18 protein-coding genes and 2 pseudogenes are annotated in these 20962 nt (G+C 68.3%); 12 read left to right on the top strand and 8 right to left on the bottom strand.

The genetic code is table 11. The features are described 5' to 3' along the window. Positions 1–182 precede the first annotated feature (182 nt). Entirely contained in the window at positions 183–1295 is a 1113-nt protein-coding gene (locus tag IRT45_RS14625; protein ID WP_194806396.1) for a ferredoxin reductase, read from the top strand. 8 nt (positions 1296–1303) lie between these two features. Further along, the gene (locus IRT45_RS14620; RefSeq protein WP_194806395.1) at positions 1304–2545 is read left to right on the top strand and encodes a fatty acid desaturase; all 1242 of its coding nucleotides are present in this window, start codon (positions 1304–1306) and stop codon (positions 2543–2545) included. A gap of 60 nt (positions 2546–2605) precedes the next feature. On the opposite strand, the gene IRT45_RS14615 is transcribed toward IRT45_RS14620, so the two are convergent. The 5 genes from IRT45_RS14615 to IRT45_RS14595 form a co-directional block, all read right to left on the bottom strand. Next, positions 2606–3181 carry a dihydrofolate reductase family protein gene (locus IRT45_RS14615; protein ID WP_194806394.1) on the bottom strand — a complete coding sequence of 192 codons (576 nt, stop codon included), beginning with the start codon at positions 3179–3181 and terminating at the stop codon, positions 2606–2608. A 42-nt stretch (positions 3182–3223) separates the two neighbouring features. Further along, positions 3224–3958 carry an SDR family NAD(P)-dependent oxidoreductase gene (locus IRT45_RS14610; protein WP_375540100.1) on the bottom strand — a complete coding sequence of 245 codons (735 nt, stop codon included), beginning with the start codon at positions 3956–3958 and terminating at the stop codon, positions 3224–3226. Next, complete coding sequence (locus IRT45_RS14605; RefSeq protein ID WP_194806393.1) at positions 3955–4692, bottom strand: SDR family NAD(P)-dependent oxidoreductase; 738 nt, start codon at positions 4690–4692, stop codon at positions 3955–3957. The genes IRT45_RS14610 and IRT45_RS14605 overlap by 4 nt, the downstream gene beginning before the upstream one ends. A 62-nt stretch (positions 4693–4754) precedes the next feature. Then, on the bottom strand, positions 4755–5012 hold the full coding sequence (locus IRT45_RS14600; protein ID WP_194806392.1) for a hypothetical protein: 258 nt from the start codon (positions 5010–5012) through the stop codon (positions 4755–4757). Continuing rightward, entirely contained in the window at positions 5012–6025 is a 1014-nt protein-coding gene (locus IRT45_RS14595) for an RNA polymerase subunit sigma-70 (RefSeq protein WP_194806391.1), read from the bottom strand. The genes IRT45_RS14600 and IRT45_RS14595 overlap by 1 nt, the downstream gene beginning before the upstream one ends. A gap of 508 nt (positions 6026–6533) precedes the next feature. Here IRT45_RS14595 and IRT45_RS14590 point away from each other — a divergent pair. Beyond that, a complete protein-coding gene (locus IRT45_RS14590) occupies positions 6534–7148 on the top strand; it encodes a hypothetical protein (protein ID WP_194806390.1) in 615 nt (204 codons plus the stop codon). A 20-nt stretch (positions 7149–7168) separates the two neighbouring features. Here IRT45_RS14590 and IRT45_RS14585 read toward each other — a convergent pair. Beyond that, positions 7169–7521 (bottom strand): annotated as a pseudogene (locus IRT45_RS14585) (MerR family transcriptional regulator). A gap of 132 nt (positions 7522–7653) precedes the next feature. Between IRT45_RS14585 and IRT45_RS14580 the strand changes: the two are divergent. The 5 genes from IRT45_RS14580 to IRT45_RS14560 all read left to right on the top strand — a co-directional run bounded on the left by IRT45_RS14580 (position 7654) and on the right by IRT45_RS14560 (position 12143). Continuing rightward, complete coding sequence (locus tag IRT45_RS14580) at positions 7654–8091, top strand: Hsp20/alpha crystallin family protein (RefSeq protein ID WP_305082312.1); 438 nt, start codon at positions 7654–7656, stop codon at positions 8089–8091. Positions 8092–8208: 117 nt separating this feature from the next. Further along, entirely contained in the window at positions 8209–8415 is a 207-nt protein-coding gene (locus IRT45_RS14575; protein WP_094027173.1) for a hypothetical protein, read from the top strand. A gap of 227 nt (positions 8416–8642) precedes the next feature. Further along, complete coding sequence (locus IRT45_RS14570; RefSeq protein ID WP_194806389.1) at positions 8643–9134, top strand: DUF2231 domain-containing protein; 492 nt, start codon at positions 8643–8645, stop codon at positions 9132–9134. A 127-nt stretch (positions 9135–9261) separates the two neighbouring features. After that, positions 9262–11499: an MMPL family transporter gene (locus IRT45_RS14565; RefSeq protein ID WP_194806388.1), complete on the top strand. Its 2238-nt coding sequence runs from the start codon at positions 9262–9264 to the stop codon at positions 11497–11499. 26 nt (positions 11500–11525) lie between these two features. After that, positions 11526–12143, top strand: coding sequence for a TetR/AcrR family transcriptional regulator (locus tag IRT45_RS14560; protein ID WP_194806387.1), 618 nt, complete (start codon positions 11526–11528; stop codon positions 12141–12143). Between the two features lie 3 nt (positions 12144–12146). Here the strand turns inward: IRT45_RS14560 and IRT45_RS14555 are convergent, their stop codons facing one another. Beyond that, positions 12147–12878, bottom strand: a complete 732-nt coding sequence (locus IRT45_RS14555) for an IclR family transcriptional regulator (protein WP_194806433.1) — start codon at positions 12876–12878, stop codon at positions 12147–12149. A 182-nt stretch (positions 12879–13060) separates the two neighbouring features. On the opposite strand from IRT45_RS14555, the pseudogene IRT45_RS14550 reads away from it, so the two are divergent. From IRT45_RS14550 to IRT45_RS14535, 4 genes and pseudogenes are all read left to right on the top strand, one after another. After that, positions 13061–13327, top strand: a pseudogene (locus tag IRT45_RS14550) (acetaldehyde dehydrogenase (acetylating)); the annotation flags it as partial. Continuing rightward, positions 13324–14349, top strand: coding sequence for a 4-hydroxy-2-oxovalerate aldolase (gene dmpG / locus IRT45_RS14545; RefSeq protein ID WP_194806386.1), 1026 nt, complete (start codon positions 13324–13326; stop codon positions 14347–14349). The pseudogene IRT45_RS14550 and the gene dmpG, both read left to right, overlap by 4 nt. An 86-nt stretch (positions 14350–14435) precedes the next feature. After that, positions 14436–15617, top strand: a complete 1182-nt coding sequence (locus IRT45_RS14540; protein WP_194806385.1) for a helix-turn-helix transcriptional regulator — start codon at positions 14436–14438, stop codon at positions 15615–15617. 49 nt (positions 15618–15666) lie between these two features. Further along, positions 15667–16011, top strand: coding sequence for a hypothetical protein (locus IRT45_RS14535; RefSeq protein ID WP_194806384.1), 345 nt, complete (start codon positions 15667–15669; stop codon positions 16009–16011). A 211-nt stretch (positions 16012–16222) separates the two neighbouring features. Here IRT45_RS14535 and IRT45_RS37750 read toward each other — a convergent pair whose 3' ends face one another. Then, positions 16223–20845: a cation-translocating P-type ATPase gene (locus IRT45_RS37750; RefSeq protein ID WP_194806383.1), complete on the bottom strand. Its 4623-nt coding sequence runs from the start codon at positions 20843–20845 to the stop codon at positions 16223–16225. Positions 20846–20962: the final 117 nt, after the last annotated feature.

Here is a 20962-nt window from a genome sequence, read left to right as displayed (position 1 = left end):
GGCGCACAGTCGTCCACTCGAATGGGCACATGTCCGAGGCAGCCGTGCGAAGGGCCGGCCGGCAGGGTCCGATTTCGGGGAACCTCGAGAACTTCGGTGTACCCGCGCGGGAAGGTGGTATACGACCGCACGTAGGCACAGGCATTTCGAGTGTACGGATGTACACGGAAGTGAGGGCTTCCATGGATCTGTTGAAATGGAGTAAACGGCCTGCCGCCGATATCAGCGCCAAGAAGCCACGAGTCAACGTCGTGCGCGGGCTGGTGGCGCGCGCCACCACGCCCCTGCTTCCCGACGACTACCTCCGCCTGGTCAATCCGCTGTGGACCGCGCGGGAACTGCGCGGCAAGGTCGTCGACGTCGTCAAGGAGACCGCCGATTCGGCCACCGTCATCATCCGGCCGGGCTGGGGTTTTCCGACGAGCTACACGCCGGGACAGTACGTCGGCATCGGGCTGCAGATCGGCGGCCGCTGGCATTGGCGTTCGTATTCGCTGACCTCGATCGGCGGGGCCGACGACAAGACCATCTCGATCACGGTGAAGGCGAATCCCGACGGGTTCCTGTCGACGCATCTGGTCGACGGTGTCGTACCGGGCACGGTCATCCGGCTGGCGGCGCCGAAGGGCGATTTCCATCTGCCCGAGCCGGTGCCGGACAAACTGCTGTTCGTCACCGCGGGCAGCGGGATCACGCCGGTGATCGCGATGCTGCGTGCCCTCGAGGCGCACGGGCAGGCGCCCGACATCTGCCATATCCATTCGGCGCCCACCCGCGACGACGTCATCTTCGCGGACGAGATGCAGACCCGGGCCGAGAACTCCGACGGCTACGACCTGACGCTCCAATTGACCCGGGAAATGGGCAATTTCGACGCCGCGCGGCTCGACGAGTGGGTGCCCGACTGGCGCGAACGCCATTGCTGGGCATGTGGCCCGCCGGCGCTGCTCGACGAGATGGAATCGCACTACGAGGCGGGCGGACTGCGCCACCGGCTGCATACCGAGCGATTCACCATCGCCCGCACCGACCACGGCGGCGAGGGCGGAACGGTGCACTTCGCCGCATCCGGGAAGAAGGCGGAGATCGACGGCGCCACAACACTTCTCGAGGCCGGAGAGAATCTGGGCATCGGAATGCCCTTCGGCTGCCGGATGGGCATCTGCCAAACCTGTGTCGTCCCGCTGGCGGGGGGATATGTGCGTGATCTGCGCACCGGCGCGGAGCGACGCGAAGGAGAACGAATCCAGACATGCATCAGCAGCGTGTCCGGAGAATGCACCCTCGATCTGTAGGAGCCCCTATGGCCATCACCGATATCGACGCCTACGCGCATCTGACCCCCGAGGACATCGAGGCGCTCGGCGCCGAACTGGACACCATCCGCCGCGATATCGAGGAGTCCCGCGGTGAGCGGGACGCCCGCTACATCCATCGCACCATCGCCCTGCAGCGGGCCCTCGCGGCAGGCGGCCGGGTCACGCTGATGTTCAGCAATCGCAAGGTCGCATGGCTCGCCGGCACGGCGATGCTCGGACTGGCCAAGATCATCGAGAACATGGAGCTCGGCCACAATGTGATGCACGGGCAATGGGATTGGATGAACGATCCGGAAATTCACTCCTCGTCCTGGGAATGGGACACCACCTGTCCCAGTGTGCAATGGAAGCATTCGCACAACTTCGTCCATCACAAGTACACCAACGTCGTCGGACGCGACGACGACGTCGGCTACGGCATTCTGCGGGTGACCCGCGACCAGCGGTGGGAGTGGTGGAACATCGGAAATCCGGTGTACAACCTGACATTGGGAACGTTGTTCGAATGGGGCGTCGCGCTGCACCACCTCGAGGTGGAGAAGATTCGCCGCAAGGACAAGACGTGGCGGCAGGCGATCCGGGATCTGCGCATCATCGGGACGAAGGTCGGCAAACAGGCGGCCAAGGATTATCTGATCTACCCAGCGTTGTCCGGGCGCAACTGGAAGACGACGCTGACCGCCGACGCCACCGCCAATCTCATCCGCAACTACTGGGCCTACATGGTCATCTTCTGCGGCCACTTCCCCGACGGCGCGGAGAAATTCACCACCGAGGAGCTCGCGGAGGAGGATCAGCCCCGGTGGTATCTGCGACAGATGCTGGGATCGGCCAACTTTCGCGCCGGACCGCTCATGCGCTTCATGAGCGGTAACCTCAGCCATCAGATCGAACACCACCTGTTCCCCGACCTGCCCAGCAACCGCTACGAGGAGATCGGGGTCCGGGTCCGGGAACTGTGCGACAAGTACGACCTGCCGTACACGACCGGTTCGCTCGGCCGCCAGTATCTGCAGTCGTTCCGGACGATCGCGAAACTGGCGCTGCCCAACGCCCTGCTCACCGCGACCTCCGATGATGCCCCGGAGACCGCGTCCGAGTTGCGATTCGCGATTCGCGACGGAATGCGGGCGCATTTCGGCGTCGACCCGGAGACCGGCAAGCGCCGCGGGCTGCGCACGGCGCTGCGCGAACTGAAGCAGGCGCCGGTGCGAACGGCATCGTAAACGCCGCAGCGGGTCGAACGCCGGACCGCCACTCGGTAGCGGTCCGGCGTTCGTTGCCGGTCAGCCGATGTCGTAGACGTAGCTCAGCCGGCCCTCGGGCAACTGCTCGAACTTCCGGAGTTCGAGCGGATGGCGAACACTCGCGGTCGCGAACAGGGACGGCCCGTCTCCCGCGATGAGTGGGTAGACGATCAGGCGTATCTCGTCCACCAAGCCCGCGTCGAGCGCGGCGCCGGTGAGGGTGGCGCCGCCCATGAGGTAGATATCCTTTCCTGGTCGGGATTTCAGTGCCGCGACGTCGTCGAGTCCGCGCAGAAAGCGCGTATTCGGCCATGCGGCAGCGCTTTTCGTTGTGGAGACGACGTAATGTGGTGTCTTCCGGGCGAAGTCGACCCATTCGAGCTCGCCTGGCGTCGGCGCCGCGCCGGTCTGGGGCAGGGGTTCGTCCGGGTGGTCGCCGATCGCGGTCCAGTACGGTTCGTAGCCGTCGTACATCCGGCTACCGAGCACACAGGCGTCGATCTGCGGAGTGATTCCGTAATCATCGGACCAGCCGTGCACCCAGTCCGCATATCCGTCCGGCCCTTCGTATTTCCCGTCCACCGAAATCTTCATCGCTGCGATGAGCTTGCGCATCTGTTCCTCTTTCTTCGTCGGTCGAATGGCGTACGCCGCCGATCACGGCAGGGCCGTCAGGCCGTCGGCGGTGAGCTGCCAGGACGTCGCGGGTTCGCCCGCGGAGGCGAGTTCGAGCAGTGCGGCGCCGGCGATCTCGGGAGTGAGCGGCTCACCCATCTGCTCGATGTACTCCTGCACGCTCCGGCCGGCCCGGGCGGCGTAGGCGCGCACCGCGGGCAGGCCGAGGCTCGTGGCGGGAGTGATCCGTGGCAGCACCGTCGAGAAGGTGATGTCCATTCCGGCGCGCCGGGCCTCGTCCTGGGCGTAGCCGGTGATGAACCGCTGGGTTGCCTTGGCTCCGGCGTATCCGCCGCTGAGCGGTGAACCCTGGACGGCGGCACCGCTGCTGACGACGATCACGCGCGCGCCGGGCGGCAGCGGCATCAGCAGCGCTTCGCGCAACCAGTGAAAGGCGATGCGCACGTCCGTATTCCAGTTCGCCGAGAACGTCTCCCAGGTGTGCTGGTGCAGCGGACGCATCGGCGGTGGCGCGCCCGCGACGATGATCAGGACGTCCGGCCGGTGGCGGTCGAGCAGCGCCCCCGGCACGGCCGGATCGGCCGCGTCGGCGACCTCGATGTCGATGCCGGGTGTCTCGGCGGCCAGCTCCCGCAGCGCGGACTCCGTGCGCGCCACGGCCACGACCGCCGCACCGGCGCGCGCGAACGCGACGGCGATCCCCCGGCCCAGCCCGCGGCTGCCGCCGACCACCATCGTCCGCCGGGAGCCGGTCACGACGCCACCGCCACTGCTTGCACGGCAGCGGCATTCGCGCGCTCCAGGTTCTTGACGACCCCGTCCTCCCAGCTGGTCGCGAGCGATGCGGACATCGGATCGGGGAAGATCTCCTCGCGTCCGTCCGCGAGCCCGGACAGGATCGCGCGGGCCACCGCCGCCGGCTCGGCTTTGGGAATGTCCCAGCCGCGGATCATGTCGGTATCGACCGGGCCGGGCAGCACGGCGTGCACGCCGACACCGTGGGCGGCCGAGAGGAATCGCAGCGACTGCGTCATCGAGAAGGCGGCGGCCTTGGAGATGGCGTACGCCGGCGTGACGGGCACGGTCGCCAGCGCGGCCAGCGAGAGCACGTTCACGACGGCCCCACGGGATTCGCGCAATCGCGGGAGGAAAGCGTGGGTGACCCGATATGTGCCGAACAGGTTGACCGCCAGATGGTCCTCGATGGCGGCCGAGTCGGTCAGATCGTCCGGTGTGGAGACGCCGGCATTGTTCACCAGGACGTCGAGCGAGCCGACCAGTTCGGCGGCCGCGCGGACCTGGTCGGGATCGGTGATGTCGAGCCGCACCGCGGTGACTCGCGGATCCGGATGGTCGACCGGTCGCCGGGCCGCGGCGTAGACCCGGTCCGCGCCGCGATGCAGCGCCTCGTCGACGAGCGCGCGCCCGAGGCCGCGCCCGGCACCCGTGACGAGTATCGCCTTGCCGGCCACTGTGGTTGGTACGGACATGCTGTGCTCCTACTCGGTGAATTCGATGTCTTCACCTGTGTGACGCACGCGGGGTCTATCCGTCATCGGTGGGGTCGGCGCGCGACCGCGGACAGCACCAGGGGCTCGGGCCCGGGATTGAGCAGCCGCCGCACCGGTATTGCGGCGGGAGCGAGGACAGCTCCGGCGGCGAATCGGGCGCGTCTGCCGCTGCGGCATTGCAGCTCCAGTTCGCCGCGGGTCACCACGACCAGGGTGTCTGCCCAGTCGGCGGCCACGTAGTCGAGTGCCTCCCCCGGCTGCAGCACCACGCTCCAGCGCCGCACGCGCCGAGCGTCCATCAGCTCTGCGACGGCAGCGCGGGCGGCAGCTCGAACGCGGCGAACAACTCCGGCTGATGGAACAGCGCGATCTCGGCGAGCGCATCGCCGTCGACGGTCAGCACCCCGATCGCGAAGGCCTCGAACGTATCCGCGCCGGGCTCGCGCCAGTACAGCCCGAACGCCGGTTGCCGGTTGGCGCCCGTCGGCCGTAGCCGCCAGCCGCTGCCCATCTCGCCGAAGACGTGGTCGGCGAAGAAGGTGCCGATGTCGTGGCGACCGGCGAACCACACCGTGCCCGGCGGCATGATCAGCGTCGCGTCGTCGCTCAGCAGGGCGACGAGTGCGCTCGGATCGGCGCTCTCCCACGCGCCGATCAGCTTCGCCAGCGCCCGGCGTTCGGACGCCGTCGACACCGGATGCCATCGATCTCGTTGTGCGGGAAGATGTTCCGACAGGGTGGCATGGGCACGCTGCAGCGCGCTGTTGACCGCCGCACGGCTGACCCCCAGCGCGGCGGCGGTGTCGGCGACCGACCAGTCCAGCGTGTCTCGCAGGATCAGCACGGCGCGCTGACGGGCGGGCAGCCGCTGGATCGCGGCCAGGAAGGCCAGCTCGATCGTCTCCCGCGCGGTGACGACCGCCTCCGGTTCTTCTCCCGCGGCGGCGACGTCCAGCAACCGATCGGGATACGGCTGCAGCCACGGCACATCCACCGTGCCCAGCTCGTAGCGTTGCGGGTCCGCCGGGCCGGCCAGATCGGCCGGCCACGCCCGCGACTTGCGCCGCCGCAGCGCATCCAGGCAGGCGTGGGTCGCGATCCCGTACAGCCACGCGCGCAACGAGGCGCGCCCGGCATAGGTATCCAGCCGGGACCACGCCCGCAGCAGCGTCTCCTGCACGGCGTCTTCGGCGTCTTCCACCGAGCCGAGCATGCGATAGCAATGCACCTGCAGCTCCCGCCCCACCGGCTCGACCAGATGCGCGAACGCGACCTGGTCGCCGTCGCGCGCTGCCTCCACTCGCTGATCCATATCTGTATGACGCATCCGGGACCGATCAGTCATCGGTCTCCCGAAAACGATGCTCCACGAGCTCCAGGGCTTTCATGTCCGACGAAGACCGCCGCGCCGCCCGCGGGCGGAAACCCGTTGGGAGAACTCCTATCCCGGAGCGCGCGTCGACGTCGGCAACCACTTCTCGCGTTACAGCGTCGAACCCGCCGACCACTCGTCTGTTGTACGGTTCCGGAACCGATCTCGCCGGCGGCACGCCCGATCATGGGCTGCCTGCGCATGCTCACCACGGCCGCGGGCCGACGCATCGAGGTCCGCGCCGACGCGAAGACGAATCGACTGAGCCGCGCAGCCACTCGGACAAACGACCAGGTGAGCGGTGGTGCCCTGTGTCCGATACCTCACGATCCGAATCGGCCGCTTCCGGTTTAGCGCGGCCGATAACGGTCATTCTGGGGAGGACGTAATCGGCTCTATACGCAGGGTCGGTTCGTTGTGTGTCGGTACGTAGAGGTTCACGCCCTCCATGGCTTTCATCCCCGCTGGCCGCAACGACAGCGATCCCACCGCTCACCTCGCGGTGCGGAATGCGCTGTCGCAGGCCTTCGAACTGGTCGACGCGATGCTGCGGTCCGATTGCGCGGAACCGCAATCCGCTAGCGGCGATGCGGTATCCGTCGCCCCGCAGCGAGCGGCGGGCGACGGCATCATCCCGGTCACGCGCGGCGCCGGACTACTCCAGCGTGTCGAGCGAGCGGTGCAGCGCCGCATCGGCCATACCCAGCTGCGCAGCATCGTCGCGGTGACCGGCCCAGCGCAGCATGTGCCGGATGCCGTAGCCGACCATGTCGAAGCAGTGGTCGCCGACACCGCCTCCGCTGCCGCCGAGCGAGCAGGCGTCGCCGCGATCGTCGTCACCGTCACCGTGGCCGACGTGCTCACCGTCACCATCGACACCCTCGACACCACGGGCACCACCACGGCCGACGCACTGCCGACGGCCGTGGTGTCGACCGTGCACGCGCGGGCCCGCGACGTCGGCGGCTGCTGCCGGGTCTTCCCCGGTGGCCGGGTCTCCTGGACGGCGCCACTGCCACCCCGCGGCAAGGATGCGGTCGCCGCCTACCCGATCGGGTTCTGAAGCGACCGGAGCCGCCGCGGTCAGTGCGGTAGTTGCCGGTCGGTGATCGTGTCGCGCAGTTGGTCGCGTTCGGCGGTCAAGGCGGTGTTGTGGGCGCGCAGCGCGCTGTTGTCGTCTTCGAGATCGAGGATCCGCGCGATGGCCGACAGATGGATCCCTGCCGGGTCAGGGCGGTGATGCGCTGGAGCCGGGCCAGGTCGTCGCCGCTGTAGCGCCGGGTCCCGCCCGCGCTGCGGGCGGGCGTGATCAGGCCGTGTTGCTCGTAGAGGCGCAGGGTGTGGATTTCGATGCCGGCCAGCTCGGCAGCGACCGATATCGGGTACACCGCCTGACCCGACCCCGGCAGATGTCCCTCGCGCCGATCCGAACCCATCCTGCTCCCTTCTCCGTACACAACCAGCTTATCTCCCACAGCTTCTTGCACTCTCCTCACCGGAGTGCTAAATAAATCTGTGTCAGGTAACAGAGGTTATCTGAGGTTCCTTCGAGTGATATAAGGAGTGAACTGGAGGTGGCGACCATGCTGATGCGCACCGATCCGTTTCGCGATCTGGACCGTTCGACGCAGCAGGTGTTCGGCACGCAGGCTCGACCAGTAGCGATGCCGATGGACGCCTGGCGCGAGGGTGACGAGTTCGTGGTGGAGTTCGATCTGCCCGGCATCGACCCCGATTCGCTGGATGTGGATATCGAACGCAACGTGGTCACCGTGCGGGCGTCGCGCCCCGCAATCGACTCGGGCAGGTCGATGATCGCGGCCGAACGCGTCCGCGGGGTATTCCGGCGACAGGTGATGCTGGGCGACAGCCTCGACACCGATCACATTCGCGCCGACTACCGCGACGGCGTACTCCGGTTGCGAATCCCGGTGGCGGACAAGGCCAAACCACGCAAGATCAGCGTGGACCGGGTCGACGGCGACCGGCAGGCGATCACGGCCTGACCAGAACTGTGTATCCACGGGTGGGCCCGGTCAGCTGCGGCTTCCGGGCCCATCCGGCCCTTTTCCGATCCGCACCGGCGCGCCCGCGCCGGTGATCGCTCGCAGAAGGAGTCCGTGATGACCGCATTTCCCGCAGGCAGCGACGCCGACCACGCCGAACAGCAGGCCCTGGCCGACATCCGCGACCACGACACGGGCCCGGACTTCACAAGGGTGCATCCCCTGGCCGAACGCATTCGCGACGCTTTCGACACCGCCGACCGCATCGATCAGTCCTGGACTCTCCCTCATGCCGATGACGACTACGACTGCCTCGCCTACTGACCACACCCCCGACAATCATTGCGCAACAGCGCCTTTCGATCCGGAAGCGGTCGTGCACTGGCCCGAACCCAGCCCGCTGCAATCGTGGTGGGACACCGTCATGCGACCGGGCCGCCAATAACCGTCGAAACCGCCGCTGCGCTGGCTATGCTCGTTCCGACTGTGGCGTCGGCGAGTTCGGGGCGGTCGTCGGCACCGTGAGAATCGCGAGTGACCGAGGAGCCCCGGTGACCGTCATCCACAACCTGCCCGCGCACGTGCTGTTCGTTCATTTCATCGTGGTCCTGGTGCCGTTGACCGCGATCCTGGAAATCGTGTGCGCGGTCTGGCCGGCCGCGCGCCGCGGCCTTCTGGTGTGGCTGACGCTGGTGCTGGCGGTGATCGTCATGGTGCTGACGCCGATCACCATTCACGCCGGACAGTGGCTGTACAACCTGCGCCGCAATCCCGACGAGATCCTGCGCGAACACGCCGAACGTGGCGAGACGATGCTCTGGTTCGCCATCGCGCTGCTGGTCGTCGCGGTGGCGTTGACCGGTCTGCACCTCGCCGAACGCCGCGGCGCCGATCTGCGCACGCTCGTCACGGTGGGTGTCGCGGTCCTTGCCGTGGTCGTCGGCATCGCATCGATCGTGCAGACCTACCGCGTCGGCGATGCCGGGTCGCAATCGGTGTGGGGCAACGAGATCGCACACCTGCAGAAGAACCGCGGCGACTGAGCGACGCCGCGATCCTCATCACAGATCGCGCTGGATGACGCCTGTCCGGGTTACCTTGTTAGCGAATAACAACTGTTAGTGACTAATAGTTGTGAGCCGAGCAACTTTTCCCGGATTGGAGTGTGTGATGGCAGCGTGGTTGTACCGGCTCGGCCGGTTCTCGTTTCGTCACAAGTGGTGGGTGATCGCCACCTGGGTGATCGCCGCGGTGACGGTGGCCGGGCTGGTCGGCGCGCTGAATCCGAAATTCGCGAAGGATTTCGATCTGCCCGGCACTGATTCGGGCACGGCGACCAACCAGGTGGAGAAGTACTTCCCCCAGGTCATGGAGCAGCAGAAGCATGCCTCGACCAGCATTCTGGTCGCCGCCGACGACGGGATCGTCAACCACACGGCGCAGATCGATGCGCTCGTGGCCGATCTGAAGACGCTGCCGGAGGTGTCGGATCCGCAGACGGTGGTCGATCCGGTGCTCGCGGCGCGGGTGAATCCGGCGATCGCCGCATCGGTGGTGGGCGACAACGGCAAGGTCGGATTGATCCAGGTGCGCCAGAACATCGAGATCATGGACCTGAAGGTGGATCAGAAACACCAGTTGCAGGACATCCTCGCCAAGCACAACGGGCACGGACTGCAGGTGGAGGCGACCGGCTCGCTGATGCAGGTCATGGAAACCGGTGGCAAGGCCGAAATGATCGGCTTCGCCATCGCCTTCGTGGTGATGATCGTCGCCTTCGGCGCGTTGGTCGCCGCGTTCATCCCACTGGTGACCGGCCTGGTCGGGGTGTTGATCACGATCCTGCTCGTGACCTTGAGCGCGGAGTTCCTGAGCGTCAACGAGACCGCGACCGGCATCGTCACCATGCTCGGCATCGCCGTCTCGATCGACTACGCGCTGTTCATCGTCTCGCGCTACCGCAGTGAGGTGAAGCGCGGCGGCGGACGCGCGGAGGCCGCCGGACGCGCGGTCGGCACCGCCGGTTCCGCGGTGGTGTTCGCCGGACTGACCGTGATCATCGCCGTGGTGGCGTTGATGGTGATCGGCATTCCGCTGATCACGCAGATGGGCGCCGGTGCGGCCGTGGCGGTGGCGATCGCGGTCCTCGCCGCGTTGACGCTGATTCCGGCGCTGCTCGGCGCGGTCGGACGCTTCGCCTTCACACCGCGCATCCCGTGGATCAAGCACGCCGAACAGTCCGAGACCGTCGACACCAACGGGGTGCGGTTCGGCCGCACGGTGGTGCGCCGGCCGCTGCCGTTCATCGTGGCCGGGCTGGCGGTGCTGGTGCTGGCGGCGCTGCCGATGAGCAAACTCGAACTCGGCCTGTCCCTGTCGAGCCCCGACGAAACACGGGCGATGACGTTGCTACAGCGCGGGTTCGGGCAAGGCGTCAACGGCCCGCTGCTGGTGATGGTGCACAACGACAAGGGTGAGGTGAGCGCGGCGGCCGAGGCCACCGTGGCCCACATCAAGACGCTGCCCGACGTCGCCAACGCCGGTGCTCTCACCTGGACCGGCAACGGGACCGCGCAACCGAATGTGGGCGCGAACACCGCGCTGATCGTGGTGACACCGAACAGCGGCCCGGCCGATCAGGCCACCCACGATCTGATGGAGCGGATTCGCGACTACGCGCCCACCGTGGCGCAGGACGGTGCGGAACTGCACGTCGGCGGGCAGACGGCGATCATGTCGGATCTGTCGGCCAAACTCGACAAGGCGCTGATCCCCTATCTGGTCGTCGTGGTCGGCCTGGCGTTCCTGATCATGATCGCGGTGTTCCGGTCGATCTGGGTGCCGCTGATCGGCACCGTCGGATTCGTGTTCTCCGTCCTGGCCACCTTCGGTGTCACGGTCGCGATCTTCCAGGAGGGCGCGCTCGGCCTGATCGACAACACTCGGCCGATCCTGTCGTTCCTGCCGATCTTCCTCATCGGGGTGGTGTTCGGTCTCGCGATGGACTACCAGGTGTTCCTGGTGACCCGGATGCGGGAGGAATACATCCACGGCATGAGCGCCACCGACGCCATCATCGCCGGATATCGGCACGGGTCCCGGGTGGTGACCTCCGCGGCGATCATCATGATCAGCGTCTTCGCGGCATTCATGCTCGCCCCGGACACCACCGCGAAGATGCTCGGCTTCGCGCTGGCGATCGCAGTGTTCTTCGACGCCTTCATCATCCGCATGATCGTGGTGCCGGCGGTGATCGCGCTGCTCGGCGACCGCGCCTGGGGTCTGCCGCGCTGGCTCGATAGGCTCGTGCCCAACTTCGACATCGAGGGCGGCGCCGTGCGCAACCGGGGCATCGACGTCGAGGCGGAGGCCACCCCCGCCACCGAAGTCGTCGGCGCGAGGAGCTGACGAAGGCATCGAATGAAGGAGCCGGCATGACGTCGACCACCGCCCCGGGCCAGAGCCCGGGGCGGCGGGTCGGGTTACGGGAGAAGCACAAGGCCCGCACCCGCACCGCCATCCGCGAGGCCGCGATGCGGCTGTTCGACCAGCAGGGATACACACCCACCACGGTCGAACAGATCGCGAAGGAGGCCGACGTCTCGCACACCACCTTCTTCCGTTACTTCACCTCGAAGGAACAGGTGGTGATCAGCGACGACCTCGCCGAGGAGCGCGCGGCCGCAATCGCGGCACTACCGAGCGGGCTCGGACATTTCGATCTGCTACGGGTCCTGCTGCGCGAAATCTATCGGATCGGCATGGCCGATCCATGGGCATCGAATCCGGACCGGATGCGGTTGATCCAGTCGGAACCCGCACTGCAAACCGCCTTTCAGATCGAATCCGACCGTTCCCTGTTCGGCGGTGTCGCCGTCTTCGCCGATTACCTCGGCCTCGATCCGGACAACCCACGCTTGCGGGTCTTCGTCTCCGCCGCACGGGGGGTGCTCATGCATATCGCCAACGACAGCCCCGACCCCCGCGACGAGGGGATGCTCACCACCTTGCTGGAGGCCGTCGACCTGCTCGAGCAGGGGCTGCCGCTGTAGCGATCAGCTGCCCGAGGCCGACAGCATTCGTGCGCGGCGAGTGAGAGTCGCACCGATACCGTCCGCGGCCGCCCGCACCGATGCCACATGACTTTCCGGATGAAATCGGTGCGAGGCGCCCGCGATGCTGATCGCCGCGACCACACTGTCGGCCTCGCGCACCGGCGCCGCCACACACACCAATCCCGGTGCCGATTCCTCGAATTCGTAGGCCACGCCCTCGGCGGCGATCCGATCGAGCTGCGTGCGCAACGTGCCGGGCAGCACGATCGTCCGGGGCGTATGGGCGGGCAGCGGGCCGGTCAGCACCCGGTCGCGCAACGACCGATCCGCATGGGCGAGCAGCGTTTTCCCGATCGCCGTGCAATGCACCGGCATCCGGCCGCCGATCCGCGACGGCGCGCTCGCCTGGCGCCGCCCGCCGATCTTGGTCAGATACACCACATCCGTGCCGTCGAGGACGCCGAGATGCACGGTCTCGTGGATGCGCGCGTTCAATTCCTCGAGAAACGGGATCGCGACCTCCAGCAGGCTCCGCTCCACCGACGCGCGCATTCCCAGTTCGAACAGGTGGCCGCCGAGGCGATAACCGACATCGGTCCGCTCCAGCAGCCGGACGGTGACCATATCCGACAGCACCCGGTGCAGGGTTCCCTTCGGCAGTTCGGTGCGCCGGCCGATCTCGGCGAGGCTCAATCCGCCGTCGTCGATCGAGAACGACTCGAGCACGGCCATGACCTTGCCCAGCACGGTGGAACCGTCCACCGGCCGGGCGCCGTTGCTCGCCGAGTGCGCCGTACTCACCTCGCCGAGCTTACCCGGCGTTCCGCTCAGCGGAACGAAATGCTGGTGCGGCGGTCCACTCCGCCGCGACAGTGAAGGCTCCCCCGGACCGACTATCCCAGGATCTTGGATGCGCCACCTATGTCCCCGGCTACCGGCTCAAACAGCAGATCCAGATCACGCCGATTCCGGCCGACCAGCCGGTGCACACCCTGCACCCCGCCGACGACGGGCCCGCACCCACGCATCAGGTGAGCGTCTTCCTGGAAGTGGAGGGCGCGGCGCACTACCTGCCCGCGTACGCGGGAAATCTCGACATCATGACCTCCGCGGCGTTGCGCTACGCCGAATCGGTCGCCCAAACGATCGCCGCCCCGGCAGAACAGGGAGCCTCGCGATGACCAGACAACTGTTCATCCAGGACGTCACGCTCCGCGACGGTATGCACGCCGTTCGCCATCGCATCACCCCCGACGACGTCGGCACGATCGTGGCGGCGCTGGACGCGGCGGGCGTAGACGCCGTCGAGGTCGCCCACGGAGACGGCCTGGCCGGCGGCAGCCTCAACTACGGCCCCGGCAGCAATACCGACTGGGAGTGGATCGAGGCCGCGGCCGACAATCTCACCCACGCCCGGTTGACGACCCTGCTGCTGCCCGGCATCGGCACCATCGAACATCTCGAGCAGGCCTACCGGCTCGGCGTCCGCTCGGTCCGCGTCGCCACCCACTGCACCGAGGCCGACGTCTCCGCCCAGCACATCGGCACGGCGCGTGAACTCGGCATGGACGTGTCCGGCTTCCTGATGATGTCGCATATGGCCGAACCCGAGCAGCTCGCCGAACAGGCCAAGCTGATGGAAAGCTATGGCGCGCAGTGCGTTTACGTCACCGATTCCGGCGGCCGGTTGACCCTTAACGGCGTGCGCGATCGCGTGCGCGCCTACCGCCGGGTACTCGATCCGGCCACCGAGATCGGCATTCACGCGCACGAGAATCTCTCGCTGTCGGTCGCCAATTCCGTTGTCGCCGTGGAGGAAGGGGTCACCCGCGTCGACGCCTCACTCGCCGGGCACGGCGCCGGGGCGGGCAACTGCCCGATCGAACCGTTCGTCGCCGTCGCCGACCTGTACGGCTGGAAGCACAACTGCGATCTGTTCGCCCTGCAGGACGCCGCCGACGATCTGATGCGCCCGTTGCAGGACCGCCCGGTGCGGGTGGACCGCGAGACGCTCACCCTGGGATACGCCGGCGTGTATTCGTCGTTCCTGCGCCACGCCGAAGCGGCCGCACGGCGCTACGGATTGGACGCGCGCACCATCCTGCTCGAGGTCGGCCGGCGCGGACTGGTCGGCGGGCAGGAAGATCTCATCGTCGACATCGCCCTGGATCTGCTGGGCGACACCAACGCCGCGACCGCCTGAACACCGAAGGGCCACCGAGTACGAAATACTCGGTGGCCCTTCCTGGTGTCGAGGGGTCATCGCCATTTCCCCGATACCCTGGAGCCATGAGTCCTTCGGACCACGCCGGACAGATCATTGCGGCTGAGCGGAAAATCGCGGGTCTGAGCCAGCGGCAATTGGCCGATCGCGCGAGCTACAGCCTGGCGATGGTCAAGGCGGTAGAACAAGGCCGGGAACCAGCGAGCCCGGCGTTCTTGGCTGCCGCTGCGCGCGCTCTACGTGTGGAGCCCGAGCGGCTGATCGGTGCGCCGTACCGCGACCTCATCGAAGAGGACGGGCCGCTACAGGGGCTGGCCGATTTGCGCGCCGTGCTTGCGGAGGGGAGGTACGTGCGTGCCGTCGAACCACCATCGCTGACCGAGCTTGCCGCCGAGATGGCCGCTGTGGACCTTGCCTATCGCAATGACAGGGGTCGCCTGGCACTCGCGCGCATGCCGGGTCTGCTTCGCCTCTTGTACGGGGCGCTGCGCGAGGCCCGTGAAGACGAGCGCGGGGCGGTGTTCTCGCTGTTGTGCGCTGCGTACGTGACGACCGAACGGCTGTGCCGGAGGTTCGGCTTCATTCAGCTCGCCCCTACTGTGCTCGACCGACTCGAATGGGCTGCCGAGTTGGCAGATGATCCTCTGTACGAGGCGCAAGCCAAGGTCAAGCGGGCGCGGGTCCTCATGTACCACGATGGGAACGACATCGGACTCCGACTGATTGAGGACGCGCTCGACGGAATTGAAGGCGACAGCGAAGCTGCGAACGCCGTACGCGGATACGCGCACCTGTGCGGGGCGATTGTGGCCGCCCGAGGCATCCGTCCCGATACGGCCGCCGAACACATCGAGCACGCGCGACGTCTTGCCCCGGCGATGCCTGGCGAATCCGACCTGTACGGAACGTTGTTCGGCCCGGCGAATGTGGGGATTCATTCTGTAGCAGTGGCATTGGAGGCCGGCGATCCCGACAGGGCCGCGCGGGAAGGCTCGTCCCTCGTGCTTCCTGAAGACATCGCACCGCCGCGTGCGGGGCACCACTGGCAAGACGTGAGCCGCGCATGGCTGATGATCGGCAAACCGGACCGAGCGCTGGACGCATTGAATCGGGCGCGGCGGGTGGCCCCACAGCAGACGCGCCTACACCCGTCTGTGCGAGAGACGGTCTACGGAATCGCTGCGGTACAACGCCGACAGACCAACAGCCTCAGCGGATTCGCCTCCTGGCTCGGTGTGCAACTCTGAGAGACGCAAACCGCTGTCCCCCAACTTGATTGATGAGACTATGCGGGGTATGACAGTGAAATCACGGCCGAGCGGTTATCGGAACTACACGGCGGATGGCACGTACTGGACCGTACGTAAGTACGGCAAGATCTTCTGGGTGGTGCGGATCGATCCCACGGGAGGCGGCTATCGCATCGTTGATTCGTGGGGCGGCTATCGCGCGGCAGGACATGCAGGCGGTGCAGCTGCACAGTTGGCGTACAACCAGGCGGTCGACGAGGTTAAACACAAGCTGCGTGGTCGCCTACATGAGGCGCTGGACGGGATCGGGCTGGGCGCGCCTGTCGCTGCTGCTCCGGTCTCACCGAAGGACACTCCAGCAGCGCTGGAAACCGACGGTGAGGACGGCTGACACACCCCGCCTTGGGTCCACTGCTGAGCGCCGGCCGAACAACGGCACCATGTTCGACGGCCTAGCGTCCTCGCCGTCGGGCGTCTGAGCGAACTTGGGAGCGGCGAGGCGGTTCGGCCAAATTATTGCCCGCGCCTTCTTCTACCTCCGGAATCGAATCGCCGTAGGAGTTCAATGGCGTCCGGCAGCGGTCCCACGCGCCGACCGCCTGTCAAGAGTGTTGCACTCCAACACTTTCGATGTCCACCACGTACTCGCGGTCCTCCGCGAATTCGCTGTGTCCCGGGGCGACAGTGGGTTGTCCCGGCTCGGTCGGGCGGCGGGAGGGCAGGAGGGCGCCGGCGGCGGTCGCGGTCGCCGCCGAGGTGAGCGCGGTGGCCCAGCCGACCGGGCCGAGGGGGCGGCAACCGAAATACGTCGACAGTCCGGGCGTCATGACGACCGTGCCCAGGAACGCCGCGCTACCTGCCGCGGTGAGCCAGACCTGTGGACTGTGGCGTGCGGCGAGGACCGTCTGCCCGAGCTGGGTGCCCACCAGCGCGACCAGGGCGACGGTCGCCGCCCGGCGTTCGGTACCGGTCCAGCGGGCGATCGACCACGCTACGGTCGAGGCGGCCGCGGTGGTGGAACCGCGGATCACGATCGTGCGGCGCAGATCCGCGGCGATATCGGTGCGCGGCCGCGCGGCGAGCTGTTCGGCGAGCAGATCGGCGCGTTCCTGATGGCCGGTGGGCTCCTCGTCGCCGGACCGCTCGGTCGACAGCGCCACGGCCATCGCCGGGAACATGTCGGTGAGCATGTTGACCAGCAGGAACTGTCGGGTGCCCAGCGGGGCCCGGCCCGCGAGCGCGGTGCCGAGGACAGTGAACGCGACCTCACCGGCATTGCCGCCGACCAGGATGCCGACCGCATCGCTGACGCGCCGCCACATGCCGCGCCCCTCGATCAGCGCGTGCAGCAGCACCAGCGGGTCGGGATCGGTCAGCACCAGATCGGCGGCATTGCGGGCGGCGGTCGACCCCTGCGCGGTGAGTCCGATGCCGACATCGGCGGTGCGGATCGCGGCCGCGTCGTTGCCGCCGTCACCGGCCATCGCCACCACCTCGCCGCGCCGCTGCAGAGTGGTGACGATGCGGACCTTCTGCTGCGGGCTGACGCGGGCGAAGACACTACTGCGCGCGATGAGCTCCGACTGCGCGGCATCGTCGAGTTCGGCCAGATCGCTTCCGGTCACCACCGGATCGGCGTCGATCCCCAGATCGGCGGCGATCGCGGCGGCGGTGACCGGATGGTCGCCGGTGATCATCCGCACGCGAATATCGTTGCGCTGCAACGCACCGACGAGTGGCCGCGCCTGCGGACGCGCGGTATCGGCGAGCCCGATGAAGCCGAGCAGGGTGAGCTTCTCCACCGCGCTCACCACATCCCCCGGCGCCGCGGACAGATCGCGGCGGGCGACGACCAGCACCCGCAGCCCGCGTTCGGCCATGCGATGAATCATGCGGTCGGCCGCCCGCCGATGGTCGGCGGACATCGGTTCGTCGTGATCGGCACCGTCGCGCCGGGTCCGGATCGCGGTGCAGCGGGCGAGCACGATCTCCGGCGCCCCCTTCACGATCAGCCGCCAGTGCCGCCGCCGCGTCTGACCCAGCGTCGCGGCGTATCCGCGATTCGATTCGAAGGGCAGTTCCTCGACCGTATCCCAGCGCTCGTCCCGATCGAGCCGCTCGGCGGCGTCGAGCACCGCCTGATCGGTGGCGTGCACGATCGGGCCGTCGTCCGGATCGGGGCAGGCGTGGGCCGCGGCCCGCAGCAACCGGCGGGCGCGCGCGTCGTCGTCCTCGGGCGACCACTGATGCTCGAGGTCGGCCAACGTCGTCAGCCGCAGGCGACCGAAGGTGAGCGTTCCGGTCTTGTCGAAACAGATGGTGTTCACCCGGCCCAGGGCCTCCACCGTCCGGCTGGCCCGCACCAGCAGACCGTGGCGAGACAGGCGCCGGGCGACCGCCAGCTGCGCCACCGTCGCGACGAGCGGAAGTCCTTCCGGCACAGCGGCGGTCGCGACCGCCACCCCATCGGCGATGGCCCCGCGGATGCGCTGGCCTCGCAACCATCCCAGCGCCGTGACCAGCGATCCGCCGCCCAGTGTCAGCGGCAGTGCCTGATCGCTGAGCGCACGCAGCTGCGCCTGCACTCCCCCCAGGCGCGGCGGCACCGCGACGGCCGCGGCGCGGTTGGTCTCGGTATCGGATCCCACCGCGACCACCACGGCCACCGCGGCGCCGTTGACGATCGTGCTGGCCTCGTACACCATGCAGCGCCGGTGATTGAGGTCCGCACCGGGCGTGGCGGGACTGTGCTTGGGCACCGTGACCGATTCGCCGGTCAGGGCCGACTCGTCGACTTCCAGGTCTTCGGCTCGCAGCAGCCGCGCATCCGCCGGAACGACGTCGCCGGTGCGCAGCGCGATCACGTCACCGACCATCAGGGCCGTACCGGGCACCGATTCGCTCGGCGGCTCGGGATCATGGTCGAGCGCGGTGCGCTCGACGCGGCGACCGGTGATCGCCTCGTGCGCGATCAGGTCGCGCAGCGCGTTCTCGGCGCGTTGGCGCTGCAACGCCGACACCACGGCATTGACCGCCACCACGCCGGCCACCAGCGCCGCGTCGCCGGGCGAGCCCAGCACGGCGGAGGCCGCGGCGCCGACACCGAGAATCGGGGTGAGCGGATCGGCCAGCTCGCGGCGCACGGTGGCGAGGAAGCGCATCGCCGGGGACAGCTGCGCGGGAATGCGAGTGAGCGGCGCGGTCCACGAGCGCGTGGGAGCCGGTTCGCCGCGTTCGGGCTCCGGCAACCGCGTCAGCACTTCGTCGGGTTCGAGACTGTGCCAGGGAACCAGCGGTGCGCCCGACTCCGGGAGCCGGCCGCGGGCGGCCTGCATACCCGCCCACGTACCCTGCAACAGGCCGCTGGCCTGCGCCGCGGTGACCGGCCACGCGTCACGTGAGCGACCGGCGGCCAGCAGCAGACCCGCGAGCGAACACGCCGAGAGCGCCAGGACGCGGCCGCGTTCGCTGACGTGGCGGGCGGGAGCCACCGTCAGCAGCACCCGCATGACCTGATCGAGATCGCCGCAGACCACATCGGCCGCCCACGGCATCGCCTCGACCTCGACGGCGCTGATCCGGCTCACACCGATGGCGACATCCGCGCAGTTCAGATCCCCGGCGGAATCGGTGGCGACCAGCCCCACCGCATGTCCGTCGGACTGCAACCGGCAGACCAGCTCCGCCGCCGACCCTTCCCGCTCGACGAATTCGTCTGCCAGCGAGCGCAATTCGAACGCATCACGCTGTCCGCGCACCACCACCTTCAAGCCCGAGGCCCGGGCGGTGAGCATCAGCGTCCGCGCACGCGGATCGAGTTCGCGGCCGACCAGGACCCGGCCCAGCACGTCCGTGCCGTCACACACGTCGTACCAACCGGGAATCGAGTCGCCGGGATTGCGATCCGGGTCCGGTCGCAGCCGGAGATCGCCGGTATCCGGCGTCGCCGCGGCGGCGTCCGGTCCCGACCACAACAGTCGCTGAGCGGCGTTCCACACCTGGGCCGTGGTCCAGTCCGGCGCCGGCTTCTCGGCATTCCCCGGGTCGGATTCACGGGTTTCGGCATCGAGCACCAAGCGTCCGCTTCCATACAGCACGGTGCCGTCGATCACCAGAGCGCTCAATCGATCGAGCCGCCGCCACACCGACGGATCCATCGTCAGCACGCCGGATGTGGCCAGCAGCGTCGATACGGTCGCCGCGAAACTCTCCCGGCTGGCCCGCGCGGCCTTCGGCGCCGCGAGCGACAACGCCCGCCCCACCGACGACAGTCCCTGGCCCGCGGCCACGGCAGCGGCTCCGGCGGTCGCGGCGGCCGAGGCCTCGTCCGCGCACCGCTCGACCGGGCCGGGCGGCAGTTCGACCGGACGCTCCCGATGCGGCGGGGACTGCAGGATGTCGCGGGCCCGGCGGTGACCGTGTTCGACCTCCCACAACCGCCACCGGGCATGGCGCACACCGTGTTCGGTGACGGCCAACGCCCGATGCAGCGCATCGACCAGGACGTTCGCGGGGCTGTCGCCGGCGGCCTGGGCCAGCGCGTTCGCGGTGGTGAGCACAAGATCGGTGCGGGCCCGGCCGAGGCGCTGTTCCAGCAGCCGCCGGATGCGGGGCTGGGAGTCGGCCAGCGCGACCAGCGACTGCAGCGTCTCCACGCCGTTGCGGCCGGGAATGACTGCTCCGACGAAGGTGACGCCGGCGGAGAGCAGGTCCCCGGCCAGCGAAATCGCCGCCGAGACAACAGGTTCCAGATCGGCGGGATGTTCGGCACTCGGGTCCCAGACGGTGTCGGCGACGCCGACGTCCTCCTCGGCGGCGGCGATCGCGTCCACCAGTCCGGGCACCGCTCCATCGTCGCGCACCGCGGCGACCACATCCCCGGTCACCGCGTTCACCCGCATCCAGCGCACACCCGGCAGCGAACCCACGCGCCGGTGCACGGCCTCAGCGACCTGCTCGCTCCGCTCCGAACACAGGCCCCGCACTTCGACGACCACACGATCCTCGACGGCGGCGATCCGTCTCCCGTCCCGGCGCAGCGCCGGGTTCAGCAACGAGCGGACCTCGCGCTGCAACTGCCCGGCGATATCGTCGGCGACTTCCGTCAGCCGCAGCGCGGTCTGCCCCGCGGTCACCACCCGCACGGGCAGCCGCGCGGAGCCGCCGATGAGAGCCGTCCCCGTCCGGCCGACCCCCGACACCACACCGATCAATGCCTGAAACACCGGACCTCCAAGCCCGTACGAGTACCGTCGTCCGAGCTACTACCCAGGATTGCGGCGGTCAACCGCGAAACCGGCGGCCTGAGCGGGGCCGATTGTTTCCGCCGCCGACGCGGTGCG

Origin of the sequence: Nocardia sp. BSTN01, assembly GCF_015354405.1 — a bacterium.
GTDB lineage: Bacteria > Actinomycetota > Actinomycetes > Mycobacteriales > Mycobacteriaceae > Nocardia.
This window is presented reverse-complemented; position numbering and strand designations above follow the sequence as displayed.

Bases quoted from the DNA above. Each gene is read 5' to 3' on its own strand.
- IRT45_RS14625 (WP_194806396.1), top strand. From the start codon at position 183: ATGGATCTGTTGAAATGGAGTAAACGGCCTGCCGCCGATATCAGCGCC.
- IRT45_RS14620 (WP_194806395.1), top strand. From the start codon at position 1,304: ATGGCCATCACCGATATCGACGCCTACGCGCATCTGACCCCCGAGGAC.
- IRT45_RS14615 (WP_194806394.1), bottom strand. From the start codon at position 3,181: ATGCGCAAGCTCATCGCAGCGATGAAGATTTCGGTGGACGGGAAATAC.
- IRT45_RS14605 (WP_194806393.1), bottom strand. From the start codon at position 4,692: ATGTCCGTACCAACCACAGTGGCCGGCAAGGCGATACTCGTCACGGGT.
- IRT45_RS14600 (WP_194806392.1), bottom strand. From the start codon at position 5,012: ATGGACGCTCGGCGCGTGCGGCGCTGGAGCGTGGTGCTGCAGCCGGGG.
- IRT45_RS14595 (WP_194806391.1), bottom strand. From the start codon at position 6,025: ATGGATCAGCGAGTGGAGGCAGCGCGCGACGGCGACCAGGTCGCGTTC.
- IRT45_RS14590 (WP_194806390.1), top strand. From the start codon at position 6,534: ATGGCTTTCATCCCCGCTGGCCGCAACGACAGCGATCCCACCGCTCAC.
- IRT45_RS14575 (WP_094027173.1), top strand. From the start codon at position 8,209: ATGACCGCATTTCCCGCAGGCAGCGACGCCGACCACGCCGAACAGCAG.
- IRT45_RS14565 (WP_194806388.1), top strand. From the start codon at position 9,262: ATGGCAGCGTGGTTGTACCGGCTCGGCCGGTTCTCGTTTCGTCACAAG.
- IRT45_RS14560 (WP_194806387.1), top strand. From the start codon at position 11,526: ATGACGTCGACCACCGCCCCGGGCCAGAGCCCGGGGCGGCGGGTCGGG.
- IRT45_RS14555 (WP_194806433.1), bottom strand. From the start codon at position 12,878: ATGGCCGTGCTCGAGTCGTTCTCGATCGACGACGGCGGATTGAGCCTC.
- dmpG (WP_194806386.1), top strand. From the start codon at position 13,324: ATGACCAGACAACTGTTCATCCAGGACGTCACGCTCCGCGACGGTATG.
- IRT45_RS14540 (WP_194806385.1), top strand. From the start codon at position 14,436: ATGAGTCCTTCGGACCACGCCGGACAGATCATTGCGGCTGAGCGGAAA.
- IRT45_RS14535 (WP_194806384.1), top strand. From the start codon at position 15,667: ATGACAGTGAAATCACGGCCGAGCGGTTATCGGAACTACACGGCGGAT.